The sequence below is a fragment of the Kitasatospora sp. NPDC002543 genome (genome assembly GCF_053594915.1).
The window spans coordinates 18,233-33,880 of the sequence record NZ_JBSFWR010000092.1 but is presented as its reverse complement, the minus strand read 5'-3'; the positions used below and the strand labels follow the sequence as shown (position 1 = coordinate 33,880).

The window sequence follows — 15,648 nt, the reverse complement described above, 5'->3', positions numbered from 1 at the left end:
GCGGTCCGCCGGTGCGCGGGGGTGGCTGAGCGGGGCCGGGTCGCGGTCGGTGATCAGGTGCAGGATGTCGTCGCTGCCCCGTGCCGTGCCCCGTACGGCCCGGGCGGGTCAGGCGCCGCCGGTGTGCACGCTGAACGCCGAGCGGCGGGCCGCCCGGGCCACGCCCGGATCCGGGTGCACCCCCGAGACGGCCGTCAGCACCGAGGCCGCCCGCGGGTGGCCGGACTGCCGGGCCCGGGCGAACAGCCGGACCGGGTCCCCCGCCGAGGCGCCCTCGACGTGACCGACCAGCAGCTCGGTCTCGCCGTGGTCGAGCACCGCGGCCGCGGTGTCCACCCAGAGCCAGGCCGCGTCCTCGGCACCCAGCACGTCGGCCGGGGCGACGCCCTCGTCCGCGCGCTCCGCCAGCCACAGCAGCGCGTAGGGGCGCAGCACCGGCTCGTCCACCGACGCGCGCACCGCCTGCTCGGCCGGCCCGCCGGCCACCCGCAGCGCCTCGAAGGCCAGCCCGCGCACCAGTGCGTCGTCGCCCTGGGCGGCCTCCAGCAGCTCACCCACCGCCCGGTCCGCCGGACGGGCCGCGACCCAGGCGCGGAACTCGGCGCGGGCCGGGCCCGGCGAGTAGTCCGCGCAGGCGTTCAGCAGCTCGAAGGCGCTCTGCTCGATGTGCCCGGCCGCGGTCTGCGCGACCGTGCAGATCTCCTCCAGCTTCGCCCGCACCGCCCAGTGGCCGAGCGGCGACAGCTCCGCGGCATCGTTCCTGCGCACCAGCGCGCCGACGGCCGCCAGGCCGTCCAGCATCCAGTCCAGGACGGCCGCCACGTCCGAGGGCGCGGGCGGGGTGTCGATCTGCGGCGCGCGGCAGGTGCCGCGGACGGCGGAGACCGCCGAGGCCGCGTGCGGCACCGGCGACAGGCCCGGCCCGCCGAGGCCGGCGCCGACCCGGCGCTCGTCCAGGCCGCGGCGCAGCAGCTCCAGCAGCTCGCTCTCGGCGACCGGGCCGTCCACCAGGTGCAGGAAGGAGAGCAGCTGCGGGGCCTGGTCCACGGCCTGACCGGCCAGGACGGCGAACACGCCGCGCAGCGCGGCGGGCGGCACCGGGGCGAGCAGGGTCCAGGCGTCGAACAGCGCCGACCAGCCGCGCACCACGGCCTCGTCGTCGTGCTCCCAGGCGTGCAGGCGCCAGCCGGGGCCGGCTCCGCCGTCCCGGGCCTCCACCAGGCCCACCAGCAGCGCCTGCCCCCAGGCCTTGGCCGCGGCGCCGACCGTCATGGCCAGCGCCCGGCCCGCCGCACGGGCGTCGTCCGGGAGCAGTTCGCCGCGCTTGTCGACCTCGGCCAGCTCACCGGACCAGCGGGCCACCCGGACGGCGTCCACCAGCATCCGGCGGGCCAGCGGGGCGAGCTCGGAGGGTGCCGGGAAGCCCTCCGGCACGGGAACCCGGCCCCGCCCGGGAGCCGGAGCGGGTCCTCGTCGCCGGGGTACTCCGTTACGGGGGACACCCGCCCCGCCCGGCCTGCCACCGGCAGGCCGTTGGGCCGTTCCGGGGAGACGGGTCACCGTCGCACCGGTACCGATCGTCGGCGGGAGCGGGGCATCACGGTCGCGCGGATTCCGAGACGTCACGTCGAGCAGTCTTCCCCTTGTACCGGCCTTCTGTCACATCCGGTTGTCCGTACGACCGGGCGACCGGGGGCGGCACCTCCGCAAGATCGGGCAACAGCGGCAAACCGCCTGGCCAAAAATGTGTGACCTGCCCATGCCACCCGATGCGCCCCGGTTGCCGGGAATGCTCGGCCGGTCACTGTGCGTGCAGGTGGGGGGTGAGGGGCCGGTCCAATTTTCGCCCCTGACAACGGGGCGGGTTTTCGCGGGGGCGTTCCGGCCCACGGACGCCGGGCGGGACTGTCCAGCCCGATTCCGGACGGATGGCGAACCGGATGGCGGGATCACGCCGCACGAGAAGTCGGACCGGCCGACTTCTCGTGCATCTCCGGCGAAATGGAGAAACGTTCATTTACGGGCGGGGGGAGGCCCGCCCGGAAAAGACCGGCGAAGCCCGGCCGAAATCGGCGCGCGAGGAGGGGGGCGAGGCGTCCGGAACGAGACCCGCGGGAAACGGGCGCCCCGCACGGGGCACCCGGGGCGCGGAGCGGGGGCCGGACGTCCGGGGCGGGGCGCGGGACAGCCGGGGCGGGGCGCGGGACGCCCGGGGCGGGGCGCGGGACGCCCGGGGCGGGGCGCGGGACGCCCGGGGCGGGGCGCGGGACGGCCGGGTGCTCAGAGCAGGGGCGTGAGCCAGCGGCGGAGGAGCTCGGTGTAGTGGTCGGGCGACGAGTTCCAGAGGGCGGCGTGGTCGGCACCGGGGAAGGGCCGGAGGCTCACCACGTCGCGGCGGGCGGCGGCCAGCTTCTCGGCGGTGCCGAAGGGCGCGATCGGGTCGTCGGGGCTGTGCAGGAGGAGGGTCGGCACCCGCAGGTCCGTGCCGTCGGCGATCCGGCCGAAGTCGGCGAGGTCGACACCGGTGCGGCCCTCGGCGGCGAGGGCGCCCAGTTCGGCGGCCGTGCCCCGGAAGCCGGCCCGGGCGGCGTCCCGGCGGGCCGAGGTCGGGAGGTCGAGCACCGGCGAGTCGAGGACCAGGCCGCCGACGGCGTGCGCCCACGCGGAACGGGCCACGGTCTGGAGGACCGTCGTCGCGCCGACGGACCAGCCGTAGAGGATCACCTTGCCCGCCCCGCTGTCGAGCGCCAGCCGCACGGCCGACTCGACGTCGCGCCACTCGGTCTCGCCGAAGTGGCTGAGCCCGTCCGGGGAGGCGGGGGCGCCCCGGTCGCCGCGGTAGGTGACGGCGAGGGCCGGCAGGCCGAGCCGGCCGAGGACGGGGAGCACCGGGAGGGCCTGCTGGCGGTCGGCCCCCGGACCGTGCACCAGGACCACCCAGGTGCCGCGATTGCCGTCGAGCCGCCAGGCGGGCAGGGCGCCGAGCTCACCGTCCGCGGTGGTGTCGGCGAAGGCGAGGCCGAGCGCCTCCATCGGGTCGCCGAGCAGGACCCTGGGGGTGAAGCGCACCTCGGTGCCGGCGGCGAGGGTGCCCCGGTCGGCGCGGACCAGCCGGCGGGTGACGCCGCGCTCGTCGCCGTGCAGGACCTCCTCCACGACCGCGTGCCCGCCGTCCGCCCACTCGACCGCCCAGCGGCCGGGACGCAGGCTCGCCGGGCTGCGGGTGAAGGTGACCCGGCCGGGGGCGAGGCCGCGGACCACGACCGGCCCAGACTCCTGGACGGCGGTCACCGGACGGACCATCCGCTCGGAGGCCCGACGGCCGATCACCAGCACGGCGGCCCCGACCGCGGCGGCCGCCACGACGGCGGCGGTTCCCCAACGCATTTCGCTCCCCGCTCTGTTGCTCACGGACCGGACGGTGTTCGTGCACAAGTTCACCGGTGCGCCGCCGCCCGGGCCACCGGGCTGGGCCGTCCGGGTCACCCGGGCGGCGGCCGGGCGGTGCTGAGGAGGCGCCAGGAGCGGCCGGCGCACGCCCGGCGTGCGGCCTTCCGGGCGGCCCGCCGCGTGACCCGCCGTGCGGCCCGCCGTGCGGCCCGCCGTGTGACCAACCCCTCCGTGACCTCGGTTGACTCCCGGTTCGGGCCCGTGATGGGATCCTGGGGCCAAACGGAGGCATGGAGAGGAAGCCGGTGGAAGTCCGGCGCGGTCCCGCCACTGTCACCGGGGAGCACGCTCGGAACATCGCCACGGCGGGCCGTCCACGGCCGCTGGAAGGCTCCGTGGGTGCGTTCGACCCGGAAGCCAGGAGACTCTCGCCGCCGTCACGTCGATCCAGGGCGCGGACCCTGAGTGAGGACACGCACGCGATGCAGGCTGCCCCGCCACGCCGGACTCCGAGCTGCCTTCCGCCGTGCCGCCCTCCCCGCCGCCACGCGCCGTGCGGCCGATGACCGCGCGCACCCCCTCCCCCGCTCCGCGTCCGCTGACCCGCGCCGCCGCGTTCGCGCTCGGCGCCGTCGCGGGCTACGCCGCCGACGCCCGCTTCGGCGACCCCCGTCGGGGCCACCCGGTGGCCCTCTTCGGCAGCGCGGCGACCCGGCTGGAGCGGCGGCTGTGGCGCGACGGACGCGGCGCCGGGGCCGGGTACACGGCGCTGTGCGTGGGCGCGGTCGCGGCGGGCGCGCTCGCCCTGGACCGCACGGTGGGCCGGCGCCCGCTGGGCCGGGCGGCGCTGGCGGCGGCCGCGGCCTGGACGGTGCTCGGCGGCACCTCGCTGACCCGGGAGGCGCGCACCATCGGCCGCTCGCTGGCCGACGGCGACCTCACGGCCGCCCGGGAGCGGCTGCCGCACCTGTGCGGACGGGACCCGAGCGCGCTGGACGGGCAGCAGATCGCCCGGGCCGTCGTCGAGTCGGTGGCCGAGAACACCGCCGACGCCGTGGTGAACGCGCTGGCCTGGGGCGCCCTGGCCGGCACCCCCGGCCTGCTGGCCTTCCGCGCCGTGAACACCCTGGACGCCATGGTGGGCCACCGCTCGCCCCGCTACGCCCGGTTCGGCTGGGCCTCGGCCCGGCTGGACGACGTGGCGGGCTGGCCGGGCGCCCGGCTGACGGCGCTGCTGACGGTGGCCGCCGCACCCGAGCCCCGAACGGCCTGGCGGGTCTGGCGGCGCGACGGCTCCGCCCACCCGAGCCCGAACGCGGGCCAGGCCGAGGCCGCGTTCGCCGGTGCGGTGGGCGTGCGGCTGGGCGGAACGCTGCGCTACGGCGAGCGGGTGGAGCACCGGCCCGTACTGGGCGAGGAGCTGCGGCCGGTGACGGTGGACGACATCGAGCGGGCCTGCGCGCTCTCCCGGCGGGTGGGCGCACTCGCGCTGGGTACGACGGTCGCGGGGCACGTCCTGCTGAGGATGCCGCTGAGGAAGAGGGGACGGGCATGACGAACGCGCTGCTGGTCGCGGGGACGACCTCGGACGCGGGCAAGACCGTGGTGACGGCCGGGATCTGCCGTTGGCTCGCCCGCCAGGGCGTGCGGGTCGCGCCGTTCAAGGCACAGAACATGTCGCTCAACTCCTTCGTCACCGCCGACGGCGCCGAGATCGGCCGCGCCCAGGCGATGCAGGCGCAGGCCGCCCGGGTGGAGCCGGAGGCGGCGATGAACCCGGTGCTGCTCAAGCCCGGCGCGGACGGCCGCAGCCAGGTGGTGCTGCTCGGCAGGCCGGTGGCCGAGGTGGGCGCGCTGGACTACCGCGAGCGCAAGCCCCTCCTGCTGGAGCGCGCCCTGGAGTGCCTCGCCGACCTGCGCGGCCGCTACGACGTGGTGGTCTGCGAGGGCGCGGGCTCGCCCGCCGAGATCAACCTGCGCGACCGCGACATCGCCAACATGGGCCTGGCCACGGCCGCCGGCCTGCCGGTGGTGGTGGTCGGGGACATCGACCGCGGCGGGGTCTTCGCGGCGATGTACGGGACGCTGGCACTGCTGTCGGCGGAGGACCAGCGGCACGTGGCGGGCTGGTTCGTCAACAAGTTCCGCGGCGACGCGCGGCTGCTGGCGCCCGGGCTGGAGATGCTGCACGAGCTGACCGGCCGTCCGGTGCTGGGCACGCTGCCGATGCTGCCCGGGCTCTGGCTGGACGCCGAGGACTCGCTGGACCTCTCCACGGTGGTGGACCGGGCGGACGGGCCCGGGCCGCTCGGCGCGGACGTGCTGCGGGTGGCGGTGGTGCGCTTCCCGCGGCTGTCCAACTTCACCGACGTGGACGCGCTCGCGCAGGAGCCGGGCGTGCTGGTCCGCTGGGCGACCAGGCCGGAGGAACTGGCCGACGCCGACCTGGTGGTGCTGCCCGGCACCCGCGCCACCGTCGCCGACCTCGCCTGGCTGCGCGAGCGCGGCCTGGAGCCGGCCCTGCGGGCGCGGGCGGCGGCCGGACTGCCGATCCTCGGGGTCTGCGGCGGCTACCAGATGCTGGCGCACTCGATCGTGGACGAGGTCGAGTCGAAGGCGGGCGCCGTCGAGGGCCTCGCACTGCTGCCGACGCGCGTGCGGTTCGGCGCCGAGAAGGTGCTGGCGCGGCCGGTCGGCGAGGCGTACGGGCAGCGGGTCGAGGGCTACGAGATCCACCACGGGGTGGTGGCGGTCGAGGGCGGGGAGGCCTTCCTGGACGGCTGCCGGGTCGGCGCGGTCTGGGGCACCACCTGGCACGGCGCGCTGGAGAACGACGGCTTCCGCCGTGAACTCCTGCGCGAGGTCGCCGAGTCGTCCGGCCGGGCGTTCGTCCCGGCGCCGGACACCTCCTTCGCCGCGGCGCGCGAGGCCCGGCTGGACCGGCTGGGCGACCTGATCGAGGAGCACGCGGACACCGACGCGCTGTGGAAGCTGATCGAGGGCGGGGTGCCGGCGGCCGGATCGCTGCCGTTCCTCCCGCCCGGGGCCCCTGGGAGTGACGCATGAGCCTGAGCCGGATACGACAGGAGTGGGGTACGGCATGAGTGACGTCCGCTATCCGTTCACCGCGATCGTCGGCATGGCCGACCTGCGGCTCGGGCTGCTGCTGAACGCGGTCTCCCCGGCCGTGGGCGGCGTGCTGGTGCGCGGCGAGAAGGGCACCGCGAAGTCGACCATGGTGCGCGCGCTGGCCGGCCTGCTGCCGTCCATCGCCACCGTGGACGACTGCCGCTTCGCCTGCGACCCGGCCACGCCCGACCCGCAGTGCCCGGACGGGCCGCACGTCTCCCCGTCCGCCTCCGAACGGCCCTCCCAGCTGGTCGAGTTGCCGGTCGGCGTGGCCGAGGACCGGATCGTCGGCTCGCTCGACCTGGAGCGGGCGCTGGCCGAGGGCGTCAAGGCGTACGAGCCCGGGCTGCTCGCCCGGGCGCACCGCGGCGTGCTCTACATCGACGAGGTGAACCTGCTCCAGGACCACGTGGTGGACCTGCTGCTGGACGCCGCCGCGATGGGGCGCTCGTACGTCGAGCGCGAGGGCGTGTCGGTGCGGCACGCCGCCCGGTTCCTGCTGGTCGGCACCATGAACCCGGAGGAGGGCGAGCTGCGGCCGCAGCTGCTCGACCGGTTCGGCCTGACCGTCGAGATCGCCGCCACCCGGGACCCGGCCGAGCGCGCCGAGGTCGTCCGCCGCCGGCTCGCGTACGACGTGGACCCGGCCTCGTTCGCCGCCCGGTTCGCCGCCGAGGAGCGGGCGCTCGCCGAACGGATCACCACCGCACGGGAGTTGCTGCCCAAGGTCGAGCTGACCGATGTGGCGCTGCGTCAGATCACCGCCGTGTGCGCCGCGTTCGAGGTGGACGGGCTGCGCGCGGACATCGTGATGGCCCGCACCGCCGTCGCGCTGGCCGCCTGGGACGGGCGCACCGAGGTGCTGGAGGAGGACGTCCGCAAGGCCGCCCGGCTGGCACTGCCGCACCGGCGCCGCCGCAACCCCTTCGACGCCCCGGGGCTGGACGAGGAGCAGCTGGACCGGACGCTGGAGGAGCACGCGCAGCCGGAGGACCCGGAGCCCGAGGGCGACGGGCCCGGCCCGGACGGCGACGGCGGACCGGAGGACGGCGGGCCGGACGGGGGCGGCCCCGACGGCGGCGGCGCGCCCGAGCCCTCCGACGGCGGCCCCGAGGCCTCCGCTCCCGAGACGTCCCCGTCCGAGGGCACCGTCCCCGAGGGCACCTCCCCCGAGGGCGGCGAGGAGCCCGCGCAGCCGCCCGCACCGGCCCGACACCCCTCCCCCTCGCGGGAGTCGGCGCCGGTCGCGGCCGGGGACCCGTACCGGACCCGGCTGTTCACGGTGAAGGGCACCGGGCACGGCGCCCAGGGCCGCCGCTCCCCCGCCGAGACCACCGGCGGGCACACCATCCGCGCCCGCCGCCCGCAGGGCGCGCTCGGCCGGCTGCACCTCACCGCGACCCTCCAGGCCGCCGCGCCGCACCAGGCGGCGCGCGGGCGCAGCGGGCGGGCACTGGTGGTGCACAAGGACGACTTCCGCGAACAGGTGCGCCAGGGACGGGAGTCCAACCTGGTGCTGTTCGTGGTCGACGCCTCCGGTTCGATGGCCGCCCGGCAGCGGATGACCGCCGTCAAGGGCGCGGTGCTCTCGCTGCTGATGGACGCCTACCAGCGCCGCGACAAGATCGGCATGATCACCTTCCGGGGCGCGGGCTCCGAGCTGGCACTGCCGCCCACCTCCTCGGTCGAGGTCGGCGCGGCGCGGCTGGAGTCGCTGCCCACCGGCGGGCGCACCCCGCTGGCCGCCGGCCTGCTGCGCGCCCACGAGGTGCTGCGGGTGGAGCGGCTGCGCGACCCGAACCGGCGCCCGCTGCTGGTCGTGGTGACCGACGGCCGGGCCACCGGCGGGCGGGACGCGCTCGCGCAGTCGCACCGCGCGGCCGGGCTGTTCGCGGCGCAGGGCACCGCGAGCGTGGTGCTGGACTGCGAGTCCGGCCCGGTCCGCCTGGGCCTCGCCCGCACCCTCGCCGGGCGGCTCGGCGGCACCGCCGTCAGCCTGGACGAGCTGCGCGCCGAGGGCGTGGCCTCGCTCGTCCGCGAGAACCGTTCCGCGCACCGCGCGACCACCACGATGCGAAAGGCGGCCTGAGCCGACATGCCCAAGGGTGTCCCCGAGAGCGTCCCCGACGACGGCCTGACGACCCGTCAGCGCCGCACGCAGCCGATCACCGCCGTGCACACCGGGCCCGGCAAGGGCAAGTCCACGGCCGCCTTCGGCATGGCGCTGCGGGCCTGGAACCAGGGCTGGTCGGTCGGGGTGTTCCAGTTCGTGAAGTCCGCCAAGTGGAAGGTCGGCGAGGAGAACGCCCTGCGCGTACTCGGCGCCTCCGGCGAGGGCGGCACCGTCGACTGGCACAAGATGGGCTCCGGCTGGTCCTGGATCCAGCGCTCCGCCGAGCAGGAGATGTCCAGCGAGGAGGCGGCCAAGGAGGGCTGGGAGCAGGTCAAGCGGGACCTCGCGGCCGAGACCTACCGCTTCTACGTGCTGGACGAGTTCACCTACCCGATGCACTGGGGGTGGATCGACCCGGACGAGGTGGTGGCCGTGCTCAAGGACCGCCCGGGCAGTCAGCACGTCGTCATCACCGGCCGGTACGCACCCGAGGTGCTGACCGGATTCGCCGACCTGGTCACCGAGATGACCAAGGTCAAGCACCCCATGGACGCCGGCCGCAAGGGCCAGCGCGGCATCGAGTGGTAGATCGAGTGGTAGACCGTTGAGCACCGTCCCCCCGGGCAGTACGCCCCCGCGCACCGTCCCCCGCCTGGTCGTCGCCGCGCCCTCCTCGGGCGCCGGCAAGACCACCGTCGCCACCGGCCTGATCGCGGCGCTCGCCGCGCGCGGGCTGGCGGTGTCCCCGCACAAGGTCGGCCCCGACTACATCGACCCGGGCTACCACGCGCTCGCCGCCGGCCGCCCGGGCCGCAACCTGGACGCCTTCCTGTGCGGGCCGGAGCGGATCGCGCCGCTGTTCCTGCACGGCGCGGCGGGGGCGGACGTCGCGGTGGTCGAGGGCGTCATGGGCCTGTTCGACGGGGCCTCCGGGCGCGGCGAACTGGCCTCCACCGCACACGTGGCCAAGCTGCTGCGGGCACCGGTGGTACTGGTGGTGGACGGCTCCTCGCAGTCCCGCTCGGTGGCCGCGCTGGTGCACGGCTTCGCCTCCTGGGACCCGGAGGTGCGACTCGCCGGGGTGATCCTCAACCGGGTCGCCTCCGACCGGCACGAGCAACTCCTGCGCGAGGCCCTGGAGGAGGGCTCCGGCGTGCCGGTGCTGGGCGCGCTGCGCCGCTCGGCGGCCGTCGCCACGCCGTCCCGCCACCTCGGGCTGATCCCGGCGGTGGAGCGCTCGGCGGAGGCCCTCAAGGCGGTCGCCGACATGGGCGAACTGGTCGCCTCCTCGGTCGACCTCGACGCCCTGCTCGAACTCGCCCGGACCGCGCCCGCACTGGACGCCGAACCGTGGAACCCGGCGGACGAGGTCGCACCGGTGGCCGGCCGGCCGAGGATCGCGGTCGCGGGTGGCGCGGCCTTCTCCTTCTCGTACGCCGAGAACGCCGAACTGCTGGGCGCGGCGGGCGCGGAGGTCGTCCCCTTCGACCCGCTGCACGCCGACACGCTGCCCGAGGGGACGGCCGGTCTGGTGATCGGCGGCGGGTTCCCCGAGCTCTACGTGCGCGAGCTGAGCGGCAACGCCGCACTGCGCGCCGCCATCGCCTCGTTCGCCGCCGTCGGCGGGCCGATCGCCGCCGAGTGCGCCGGACTGCTCTACCTGGGGCGGGAGTTGGACGGTCTGCCGATGTGCGGCGTGCTGGCCACCGACGCCCGGATGACCGAACGGCTCACCCTGGGCTACCGGGAGGCGGTCGCGCTGCACGACTCCCCGCTCGCCCCGGCCGGCACCAGGCTGCGCGGCCACGAGTTCCACCGCACGGTCTGCGAGCCCGGCGCGGGCGAACTCCCCGCCTGGGGCTGGCGCCTGCCCACCGGCCCCCGCACCGAGGGCTTCGCCGCCGGCAACGTGCACGCGTCCTACCTGCACCTGCACTGGGCGGGCGCGCCGGCACTGGCCTCCTCCTTCACCGGCGCGGCGGCCGCCTTCGCGGCGGGCTCCACCGCCACGCCGGGCGGCGGGCGGGGATAACGCCGCGACACCCCGAGGCGGGCGGGTCTAGGGTGCCCGCATGCATGTGATCGTCCTCAACGGCGGCTCCAGCTCGGGCAAGTCGAGCATCGCCCGATGCCTGCAGGAACTGCTGCCGGAGCCCTGGCTGCACCTCGGCACGGACACCATGGTCGAGGCGCTGCCGCCGTCGCTGCGTTCCGGCGGCGAGGGGATCGGCGGGCTCGAGGGCGGGGACGGGACGGTCGAGGTCGGCCCGGTCTTCGCCGCGCTGGACGCCGCCTGGACGCTCGGGGTGGCGGCGATGGCCCGGGCCGGAGCCCGGGTCGTGGTGGACGAGGTGTTCCTCGGCGGCGCCGCCTCGCAGTCCCGGTGGCGGGCGGCGCTGGAGGGCCTGGACGTGCTCTGGGTCGGGGTGCGCTGCGATCCGGCGGCGGCGGAGGAGCGGGAGGCCGCGCGCGGCGACCGGGTGGCCGGGATGGCCGCCGCGCAGGCGGAGGCGGTGCACCGGGGGGTCGCGTACGACCTGGTGGTGGACTCCACGCGGGCGTCCGCGGCGGACTGCGCCCGGACGGTGGCCGCGCGGGTGGCCGCGGTCGACTCGTCCCGCCCGCGGGCGGGCGCCCCGGAGTAGCGCCGCCCGCGGACTACTCCCGGTCGAGCAGCGCGGAGAGGTAGCGCGCCACCTCGTCGCGCAGTTCCTCCGGCGCCGGGATGTGCCAGTGTCCGCTGCCCGCCGTCGCGTTGAACAGGACCCCGTCGCACCAGCGGATCAGGCGGCGGGCGTCGGCCGCCGGGTCGGCCGAGCCGGACCGCCCGAGCAGTTCGGCGGCGATGTCCGCGAAGCGCCCGCCCAGACGGTCGTAGACGACGCGCAGTTCGGGCCGCCGGGTGGCCTCCAGGGCGAGTTCCAGGCGGGCCAGGGTGAGCCGGCGGCCGCTGGTGAGCGCCTGGTACAGCACGTCGGCGCCGACCCGGACGAGGAGGTCGCGCGCGGCGGCGGGGGCGGGCGGGGCCGCGACGGGCGGGAGCGTGGCGGGAGAGCGCGCGGTGGAAGAGCGCGCGGCGGGAGAGAGCATGGCGGAAGAGCGCGCGGCGGGCGGGTCCTCGGCGAGGACCGGGTATTCCTCGGTCTCCCGCTCGACGATGCGGGTGAGCGCGAGTTCGAGCAGCGCGGCTCTGGTGCGGGCGAGGTTGGAGGTCGATCCGGCGGGCAGGCCGGCCTCCTCGTCGACGGCCCGGTGGGTCAGCCCCCGCAGGCCGCGCTCGGCGATCAGGGCGATGGCGGCATCGGCGATCAGGGTCGGGCGCGGGGGCGTCGTCATGGGTCCGATCATGGCCGTTCTCCTCGGGCGTTCCCAATTCACTACAGCAGTAGTGTGCGTGAACTACATCTGTAGTACGGTGCTGGCAGATGAGCACTACGGATGTAGTGAACGGAGAGGAGCCCTCCCATGGGCAGCCCACAGGACAGGCAGCGCGCGATCGTCATCGGCGGCGGCATCGGCGGGCTCACCGCCGCCCTCGCCCTGCACCGGCAGGGCGTCCCGGTCCGCGTCCACGAGCGCGCCGACTCCCTCGAACCCGTCGGCGCCGGACTCGCCCTGGCCCCCAACGCCCTCCGCTCCCTCGACCGGCTCGGCGTCGGCGGACGCCTGCGCGCCCTCGCCGCACCGCACCCCGCCATCGGCCTGCGCCACCCCTCCGGCCGGTGGCTCGCCCGCACCAGCACCTCGGTGTTCGAGTCCTGCTTCGGCGACACCATCGCCGCCGTCGCCCGCGCCGACGTCATCACCGCCCTGGTCGACGCACTCCCGGAGGGCACCGTCCGCACCGGATCGCCCGCCGCCCTCGTCACCCCCGGCGGCGCCACCGAACCCGCCGTCGTCCGCACCGCCGACGGGGAGCAGGAGGCCGGCCTGGTCGTCGCCGCCGACGGCCTCCGCTCGGCGACCCGCAGCCTGCTCTTCCCCCACCACCCCGGCCCCCGCTACAGCGGCTTCACCACCTGGCGCGCCGTCGTCACCCCCGACCGCCGCCCGGCCGCCGTCGGCGAGGTGTGGGGCCGCGGGCGGCTCGCCGGCATCGTCCCGCTCGCCGACGACCGGGTCTACGTCTACGGCGCCGCCCTCGCCCCGGCCGGGGAACGGGCACCGGACGGGGACGAGCGGGCCGAACTCCTGCGCCGCTACGGCGACTGGTGCGCCCCCGTACCGCAGCTGTTCGCCCTCGCCGAGCCCGAGCGCGTCCTGCGCCACGACGTCTGGGACCTCGCCGACCCCCTGCCCGCCCACCACCACGGCCGGGTCGCCCTCCTCGGCGACGCCGCCCACGCGATGTGCCCCTTCCAGGGCCAGGGCGCCTGCCAGGCCATCGAGGACGCCGTCGTCCTCGCCTCCCTGCTCGCCCCCGGCGCCGACCCGGCCGCCGCCCTGCCCGCCTACACCGCCGCCCGACTCCCCCGCACCACCGCCGTCGTCGCCGCCTCGCGCCGCATCGGCGGGCTCGTCGCCCTCCGCTCCCCCGCCGCCACCTTCCTGCGCACCACCGCCCTCACCCTCGCCGGACTCCTCCCCGCCCGCGCCCTGCTGAGCCGCTCGGGCACGACGTACGACTGGCAGCCCCCGGCCCTCCGCGGCCCGGCCTGAGGAGCCTGCCGCCGAACGGCGCCGACCGGCCGGTTGGCCGGTTGGCCGGTTGGTTGGCTGGTGGCCGGCCGGCCGGGTCAAACACCCCCACCGAAGGTGCCGTTGAGCGGATCACCCCGGTGGCAGGCGGCGCAGCGCAGCCGGGTGTAGATCGCCACCGCCCCCATGAAGACGTCCTCGCGCCCGTCGGCCGGGGAGGCGGAGGAGGCCGGCTCCCCGCAGTCCAGGCAGACCCGGCGCGGGCGGGCGGCGATCGAGCAGGCGCGGCAGATCAGGTGGGTCGGGTGTTCCGCGTGCACGACGACGGGCTGCGGCCCGCCGTACAGCAGGTGGTCGCACCAGGTGCAGGACTCGTCCGCCTGCGACGCCAGCATCCGGGCCCGGGTCTCCTGCTGCCACGGCGCCGCCTGCCGCAGCGGTACCTTGACCGGCGGTCCCCATCCGGAGGCGGTGAGCCACTGGGCGCCCTCCGCTCCGGCGGCCCGCAGTTGGTCGTCGACGGCGATGTCCCTGGGGGTCTTCTCTTTCATCGGGGCGGCCTCTCCTCCGGTGGGCTTCCGCAGGGATAACGCGGCCGGGACGCCGCCGGACACGCCGCCCGGCCGGCGCCGCCCCGCGCCCGGGCCGGGATCAGAGCAGTGGCTCGGTGTCCCCGTGGGCGATGAGGAGCTTGCGCAGCAGTCCGTCGAGCCGGGCGAGCTCGTCCGCGTCGAGGGGCGCGAGGATGCGCTCCTCGTTGCGGACGTGACCGGCCAGGATCTCGTCGATCAGCTCCTTGCCGGCCGGGGTGAGGCGGACGAGGACGGCCCGGCGGTCGGTCGGGCAGGGGTTGCGCTCGACCAGCCCCTTGGCGGACAGCCGGTCGACCCGGTTGGTGATGGCCCCGGAGGTGACCATCGCCGACTTGAGCAGCGCGCGGGCGTTGAGCTCGTACGGCTCGCCGGAGCGGCGCAGGGTGGCCAGCACGTCGAACTCGGAGGAGTCCAGGCCGCAGGCGGTGAAGTACTCGCGCAGGGCGTTGTCGACCCTGACGTTGAGCCGCCGCAGCCGGCCGATCAGGGCCATCGGCCCGGCGTCCAGGTCGGGGCGGGCCCTGGCCCACTGCTCGACGATGTCGTCCACGGTGTCGCGTTGCCGCATGTCCGCCGCCCTCCCGGAGCCGTCCGTCCGTCGCTCGTCAGTCGCTCGTCAGTTGCTCGTCGCTCGCCCGCCCGTCGTCCGCGCGGGCCCTCGACCCGTCCAAGATATCTCAACATTCACATACTTGACGTTCATCGATCCCGAGCGTAGAAAGTATCTCAACGTTCAGATAATCAACGTTCAGGGGGACGTCATGGCCGTCATCGACCGCAAGCGCGCGGGGATCGCCGTCACCGCCGCACTCGCCCCGGCCGCCTGGGGCACCACCTACCTCGTCACCACCCAGCTGCTGCCCGAGGGCCGCCCCCTCCTTCTCGGCGCGCTCCGCGCGCTCCCGGCCGGACTGCTCCTGCTGCTGATCGGCCGCCGACTTCCCAAGGGGCGCTGGTGGGGGCGCGCGGCCGTGCTCGGGATGCTCAACATCGGACTGTTCTTCCCGCTGATGTTCGTCGGCGCCTACCGCCTGCCGGGCGGCGTCGCCGCCACCATCGGGGCGATCCAGCCGCTGCTCGTCGCCGGGTTCTCGATCGGCGTGCTGCGGGTGCGGCCCGGACGGCGGGCGGTGACCGCCGGACTGGTCGGGGTCGGCGGCGTGGCCCTGCTGGTGCTCAAGAGCGGCGCCCGGCTGGACGGCCTCGGAGTCGCCTCGATGGTCGCCGGGGTCTCGCTGATGGCCCTGGGCACCGTCCTCACCCGCCGCTGGGGCCGGCCCGAGGGCGCCACCCTGCTCGACCTCACCGCCTGGCAGCTCCTGGCCGGCTCGGTCTTCCTCGTTCCGCTCGCCGCCCTGGTCGAGGGCGCACCGCCCGCCCTGACCGCCGCCAACCTGGCCGGCTTCGCCTACCTCGGCCTCGTCGGCACCGCGCTCGGCTACTTCCTCTGGTTCCGCGGCATCGAACGCCTCGGCGCCGGCCCGGCCTCCTTCCTGGGCCTGATCAACCCGGTCGTCGCCACCCTCGGCGGCCTCATCGTCCTCGGCCAGACCCTCACCCCCTGGCAGCTCCTCGGCCTCCTCCTCGCCCTCGCCGCCATGCTCGCCGGCCAATCCCCCACCCGCCGCACCCCCACCCCCGCTCCCGAGGCCACCACCCCCCAACCCGCCCACGCCCACTGACCCCCAGCCGCCCCCTCGAACGCCTACCGGCCTCCGCCCGCAGGCGTTCGATCGCTCCCCGCCACTCCGCCCGCCCGATCTCCGGACCGGAGCGTACGGCGCC

Annotated in this window: 13 protein-coding genes and 1 riboswitch; of the genes, 8 read left to right on the top strand and 5 right to left on the bottom strand. The window is 76.4% G+C overall.

The window, feature by feature from the left end; genetic code table 11:
- Positions 1-108 precede the first annotated feature (108 nt).
- Both ACWD4P_RS29710 and ACWD4P_RS29705 read right to left on the bottom strand, forming a co-directional pair.
- Positions 109-1,434, bottom strand: a complete 1,326-nt coding sequence (locus ACWD4P_RS29710) for a hypothetical protein (protein ID WP_359825443.1) — start codon at positions 1,432-1,434, stop codon at positions 109-111.
- 846 nt (positions 1,435-2,280) lie between these two features.
- Positions 2,281-3,387 (bottom strand): alpha/beta hydrolase family protein, encoded by a 1,107-nt coding sequence (locus ACWD4P_RS29705; RefSeq protein ID WP_449781750.1) that lies wholly within the window; start codon positions 3,385-3,387, stop codon positions 2,281-2,283.
- Positions 3,388-3,685: 298 nt separating this feature from the next.
- A riboswitch (cobalamin riboswitch) is annotated at positions 3,686-3,818 on the top strand.
- A 134-nt stretch (positions 3,819-3,952) separates the two neighbouring features.
- On the opposite strand from ACWD4P_RS29705, the gene ACWD4P_RS29700 reads away from it, so the two are divergent.
- Genes ACWD4P_RS29700 through cpt form a run of 6 tightly spaced genes read left to right on the top strand, consistent with a single transcriptional unit; the run spans position 3,953 to position 11,277 of the window.
- Positions 3,953-4,945, top strand: a complete 993-nt coding sequence (locus ACWD4P_RS29700; protein WP_449781749.1) for a cobalamin biosynthesis protein — start codon at positions 3,953-3,955, stop codon at positions 4,943-4,945.
- Complete coding sequence (locus ACWD4P_RS29695) at positions 4,942-6,456, top strand: cobyric acid synthase (RefSeq protein ID WP_359831293.1); 1,515 nt, start codon at positions 4,942-4,944, stop codon at positions 6,454-6,456. Before ACWD4P_RS29700 ends, ACWD4P_RS29695 begins: the two co-directional genes overlap by 4 nt.
- A gap of 34 nt (positions 6,457-6,490) precedes the next feature.
- Positions 6,491-8,608: a putative cobaltochelatase gene (locus ACWD4P_RS29690; protein ID WP_449781748.1), complete on the top strand. Its 2,118-nt coding sequence runs from the start codon at positions 6,491-6,493 to the stop codon at positions 8,606-8,608.
- Positions 8,609-8,614: 6 nt separating this feature from the next.
- Positions 8,615-9,220, top strand: coding sequence for a cob(I)yrinic acid a,c-diamide adenosyltransferase (gene cobO, locus ACWD4P_RS29685; protein WP_359826074.1), 606 nt, complete (start codon positions 8,615-8,617; stop codon positions 9,218-9,220).
- 16 nt (positions 9,221-9,236) lie between these two features.
- The gene (locus ACWD4P_RS29680) at positions 9,237-10,664 is read left to right on the top strand and encodes a cobyrinate a,c-diamide synthase (RefSeq protein ID WP_449781747.1); all 1,428 of its coding nucleotides are present in this window, start codon (positions 9,237-9,239) and stop codon (positions 10,662-10,664) included.
- Positions 10,665-10,710: 46 nt separating this feature from the next.
- Positions 10,711-11,277: a chloramphenicol phosphotransferase CPT gene (gene cpt / locus ACWD4P_RS29675; RefSeq protein ID WP_449781751.1), complete on the top strand. Its 567-nt coding sequence runs from the start codon at positions 10,711-10,713 to the stop codon at positions 11,275-11,277.
- A 13-nt stretch (positions 11,278-11,290) separates the two neighbouring features.
- Here the strand turns inward: cpt and ACWD4P_RS29670 are convergent, their stop codons facing one another.
- On the bottom strand, positions 11,291-11,968 hold the full coding sequence (locus ACWD4P_RS29670) for a TetR/AcrR family transcriptional regulator (RefSeq protein WP_449781746.1): 678 nt from the start codon (positions 11,966-11,968) through the stop codon (positions 11,291-11,293).
- 129 nt (positions 11,969-12,097) lie between these two features.
- Between ACWD4P_RS29670 and ACWD4P_RS29665 the strand changes: the two genes are divergently transcribed.
- Positions 12,098-13,291 carry an FAD-dependent monooxygenase gene (locus ACWD4P_RS29665; protein ID WP_449781745.1) on the top strand — a complete coding sequence of 398 codons (1,194 nt, stop codon included), beginning with the start codon at positions 12,098-12,100 and terminating at the stop codon, positions 13,289-13,291.
- A 77-nt stretch (positions 13,292-13,368) separates the two neighbouring features.
- Here the strand turns inward: ACWD4P_RS29665 and ACWD4P_RS29660 are convergent, their stop codons facing one another.
- Positions 13,369-13,821: a hypothetical protein gene (locus tag ACWD4P_RS29660; RefSeq protein ID WP_449781744.1), complete on the bottom strand. Its 453-nt coding sequence runs from the start codon at positions 13,819-13,821 to the stop codon at positions 13,369-13,371.
- 100 nt (positions 13,822-13,921) lie between these two features.
- Entirely contained in the window at positions 13,922-14,431 is a 510-nt protein-coding gene (locus ACWD4P_RS29655) for a MarR family winged helix-turn-helix transcriptional regulator (RefSeq protein ID WP_359826084.1), read from the bottom strand.
- A 193-nt stretch (positions 14,432-14,624) separates the two neighbouring features.
- Between ACWD4P_RS29655 and ACWD4P_RS29650 the strand changes: the two genes are divergently transcribed.
- Entirely contained in the window at positions 14,625-15,545 is a 921-nt protein-coding gene (locus tag ACWD4P_RS29650) for an EamA family transporter (protein ID WP_449781743.1), read from the top strand.
- The last annotated feature ends 103 nt before the right edge of the window (positions 15,546-15,648 follow it).

Coding starts and splice junctions, on each gene's coding strand:
- ACWD4P_RS29650 (WP_449781743.1), top strand. CDS start 14,625: ATGGCCGTCATCGACCGCAAGCGCGCGGGGATCGCCGTCACCGCCGCA.
- ACWD4P_RS29695 (WP_359831293.1), top strand. CDS start 4,942: ATGACGAACGCGCTGCTGGTCGCGGGGACGACCTCGGACGCGGGCAAG.
- ACWD4P_RS29670 (WP_449781746.1), bottom strand. CDS start 11,968: ATGACGACGCCCCCGCGCCCGACCCTGATCGCCGATGCCGCCATCGCC.
- ACWD4P_RS29700 (WP_449781749.1), top strand. CDS start 3,953: ATGACCGCGCGCACCCCCTCCCCCGCTCCGCGTCCGCTGACCCGCGCC.
- ACWD4P_RS29690 (WP_449781748.1), top strand. CDS start 6,491: ATGAGTGACGTCCGCTATCCGTTCACCGCGATCGTCGGCATGGCCGAC.
- ACWD4P_RS29660 (WP_449781744.1), bottom strand. CDS start 13,821: ATGAAAGAGAAGACCCCCAGGGACATCGCCGTCGACGACCAACTGCGG.
- ACWD4P_RS29655 (WP_359826084.1), bottom strand. CDS start 14,431: ATGCGGCAACGCGACACCGTGGACGACATCGTCGAGCAGTGGGCCAGG.
- ACWD4P_RS29705 (WP_449781750.1), bottom strand. CDS start 3,387: ATGCGTTGGGGAACCGCCGCCGTCGTGGCGGCCGCCGCGGTCGGGGCC.
- ACWD4P_RS29665 (WP_449781745.1), top strand. CDS start 12,098: ATGGGCAGCCCACAGGACAGGCAGCGCGCGATCGTCATCGGCGGCGGC.
- cobO (WP_359826074.1), top strand. CDS start 8,615: ATGCCCAAGGGTGTCCCCGAGAGCGTCCCCGACGACGGCCTGACGACC.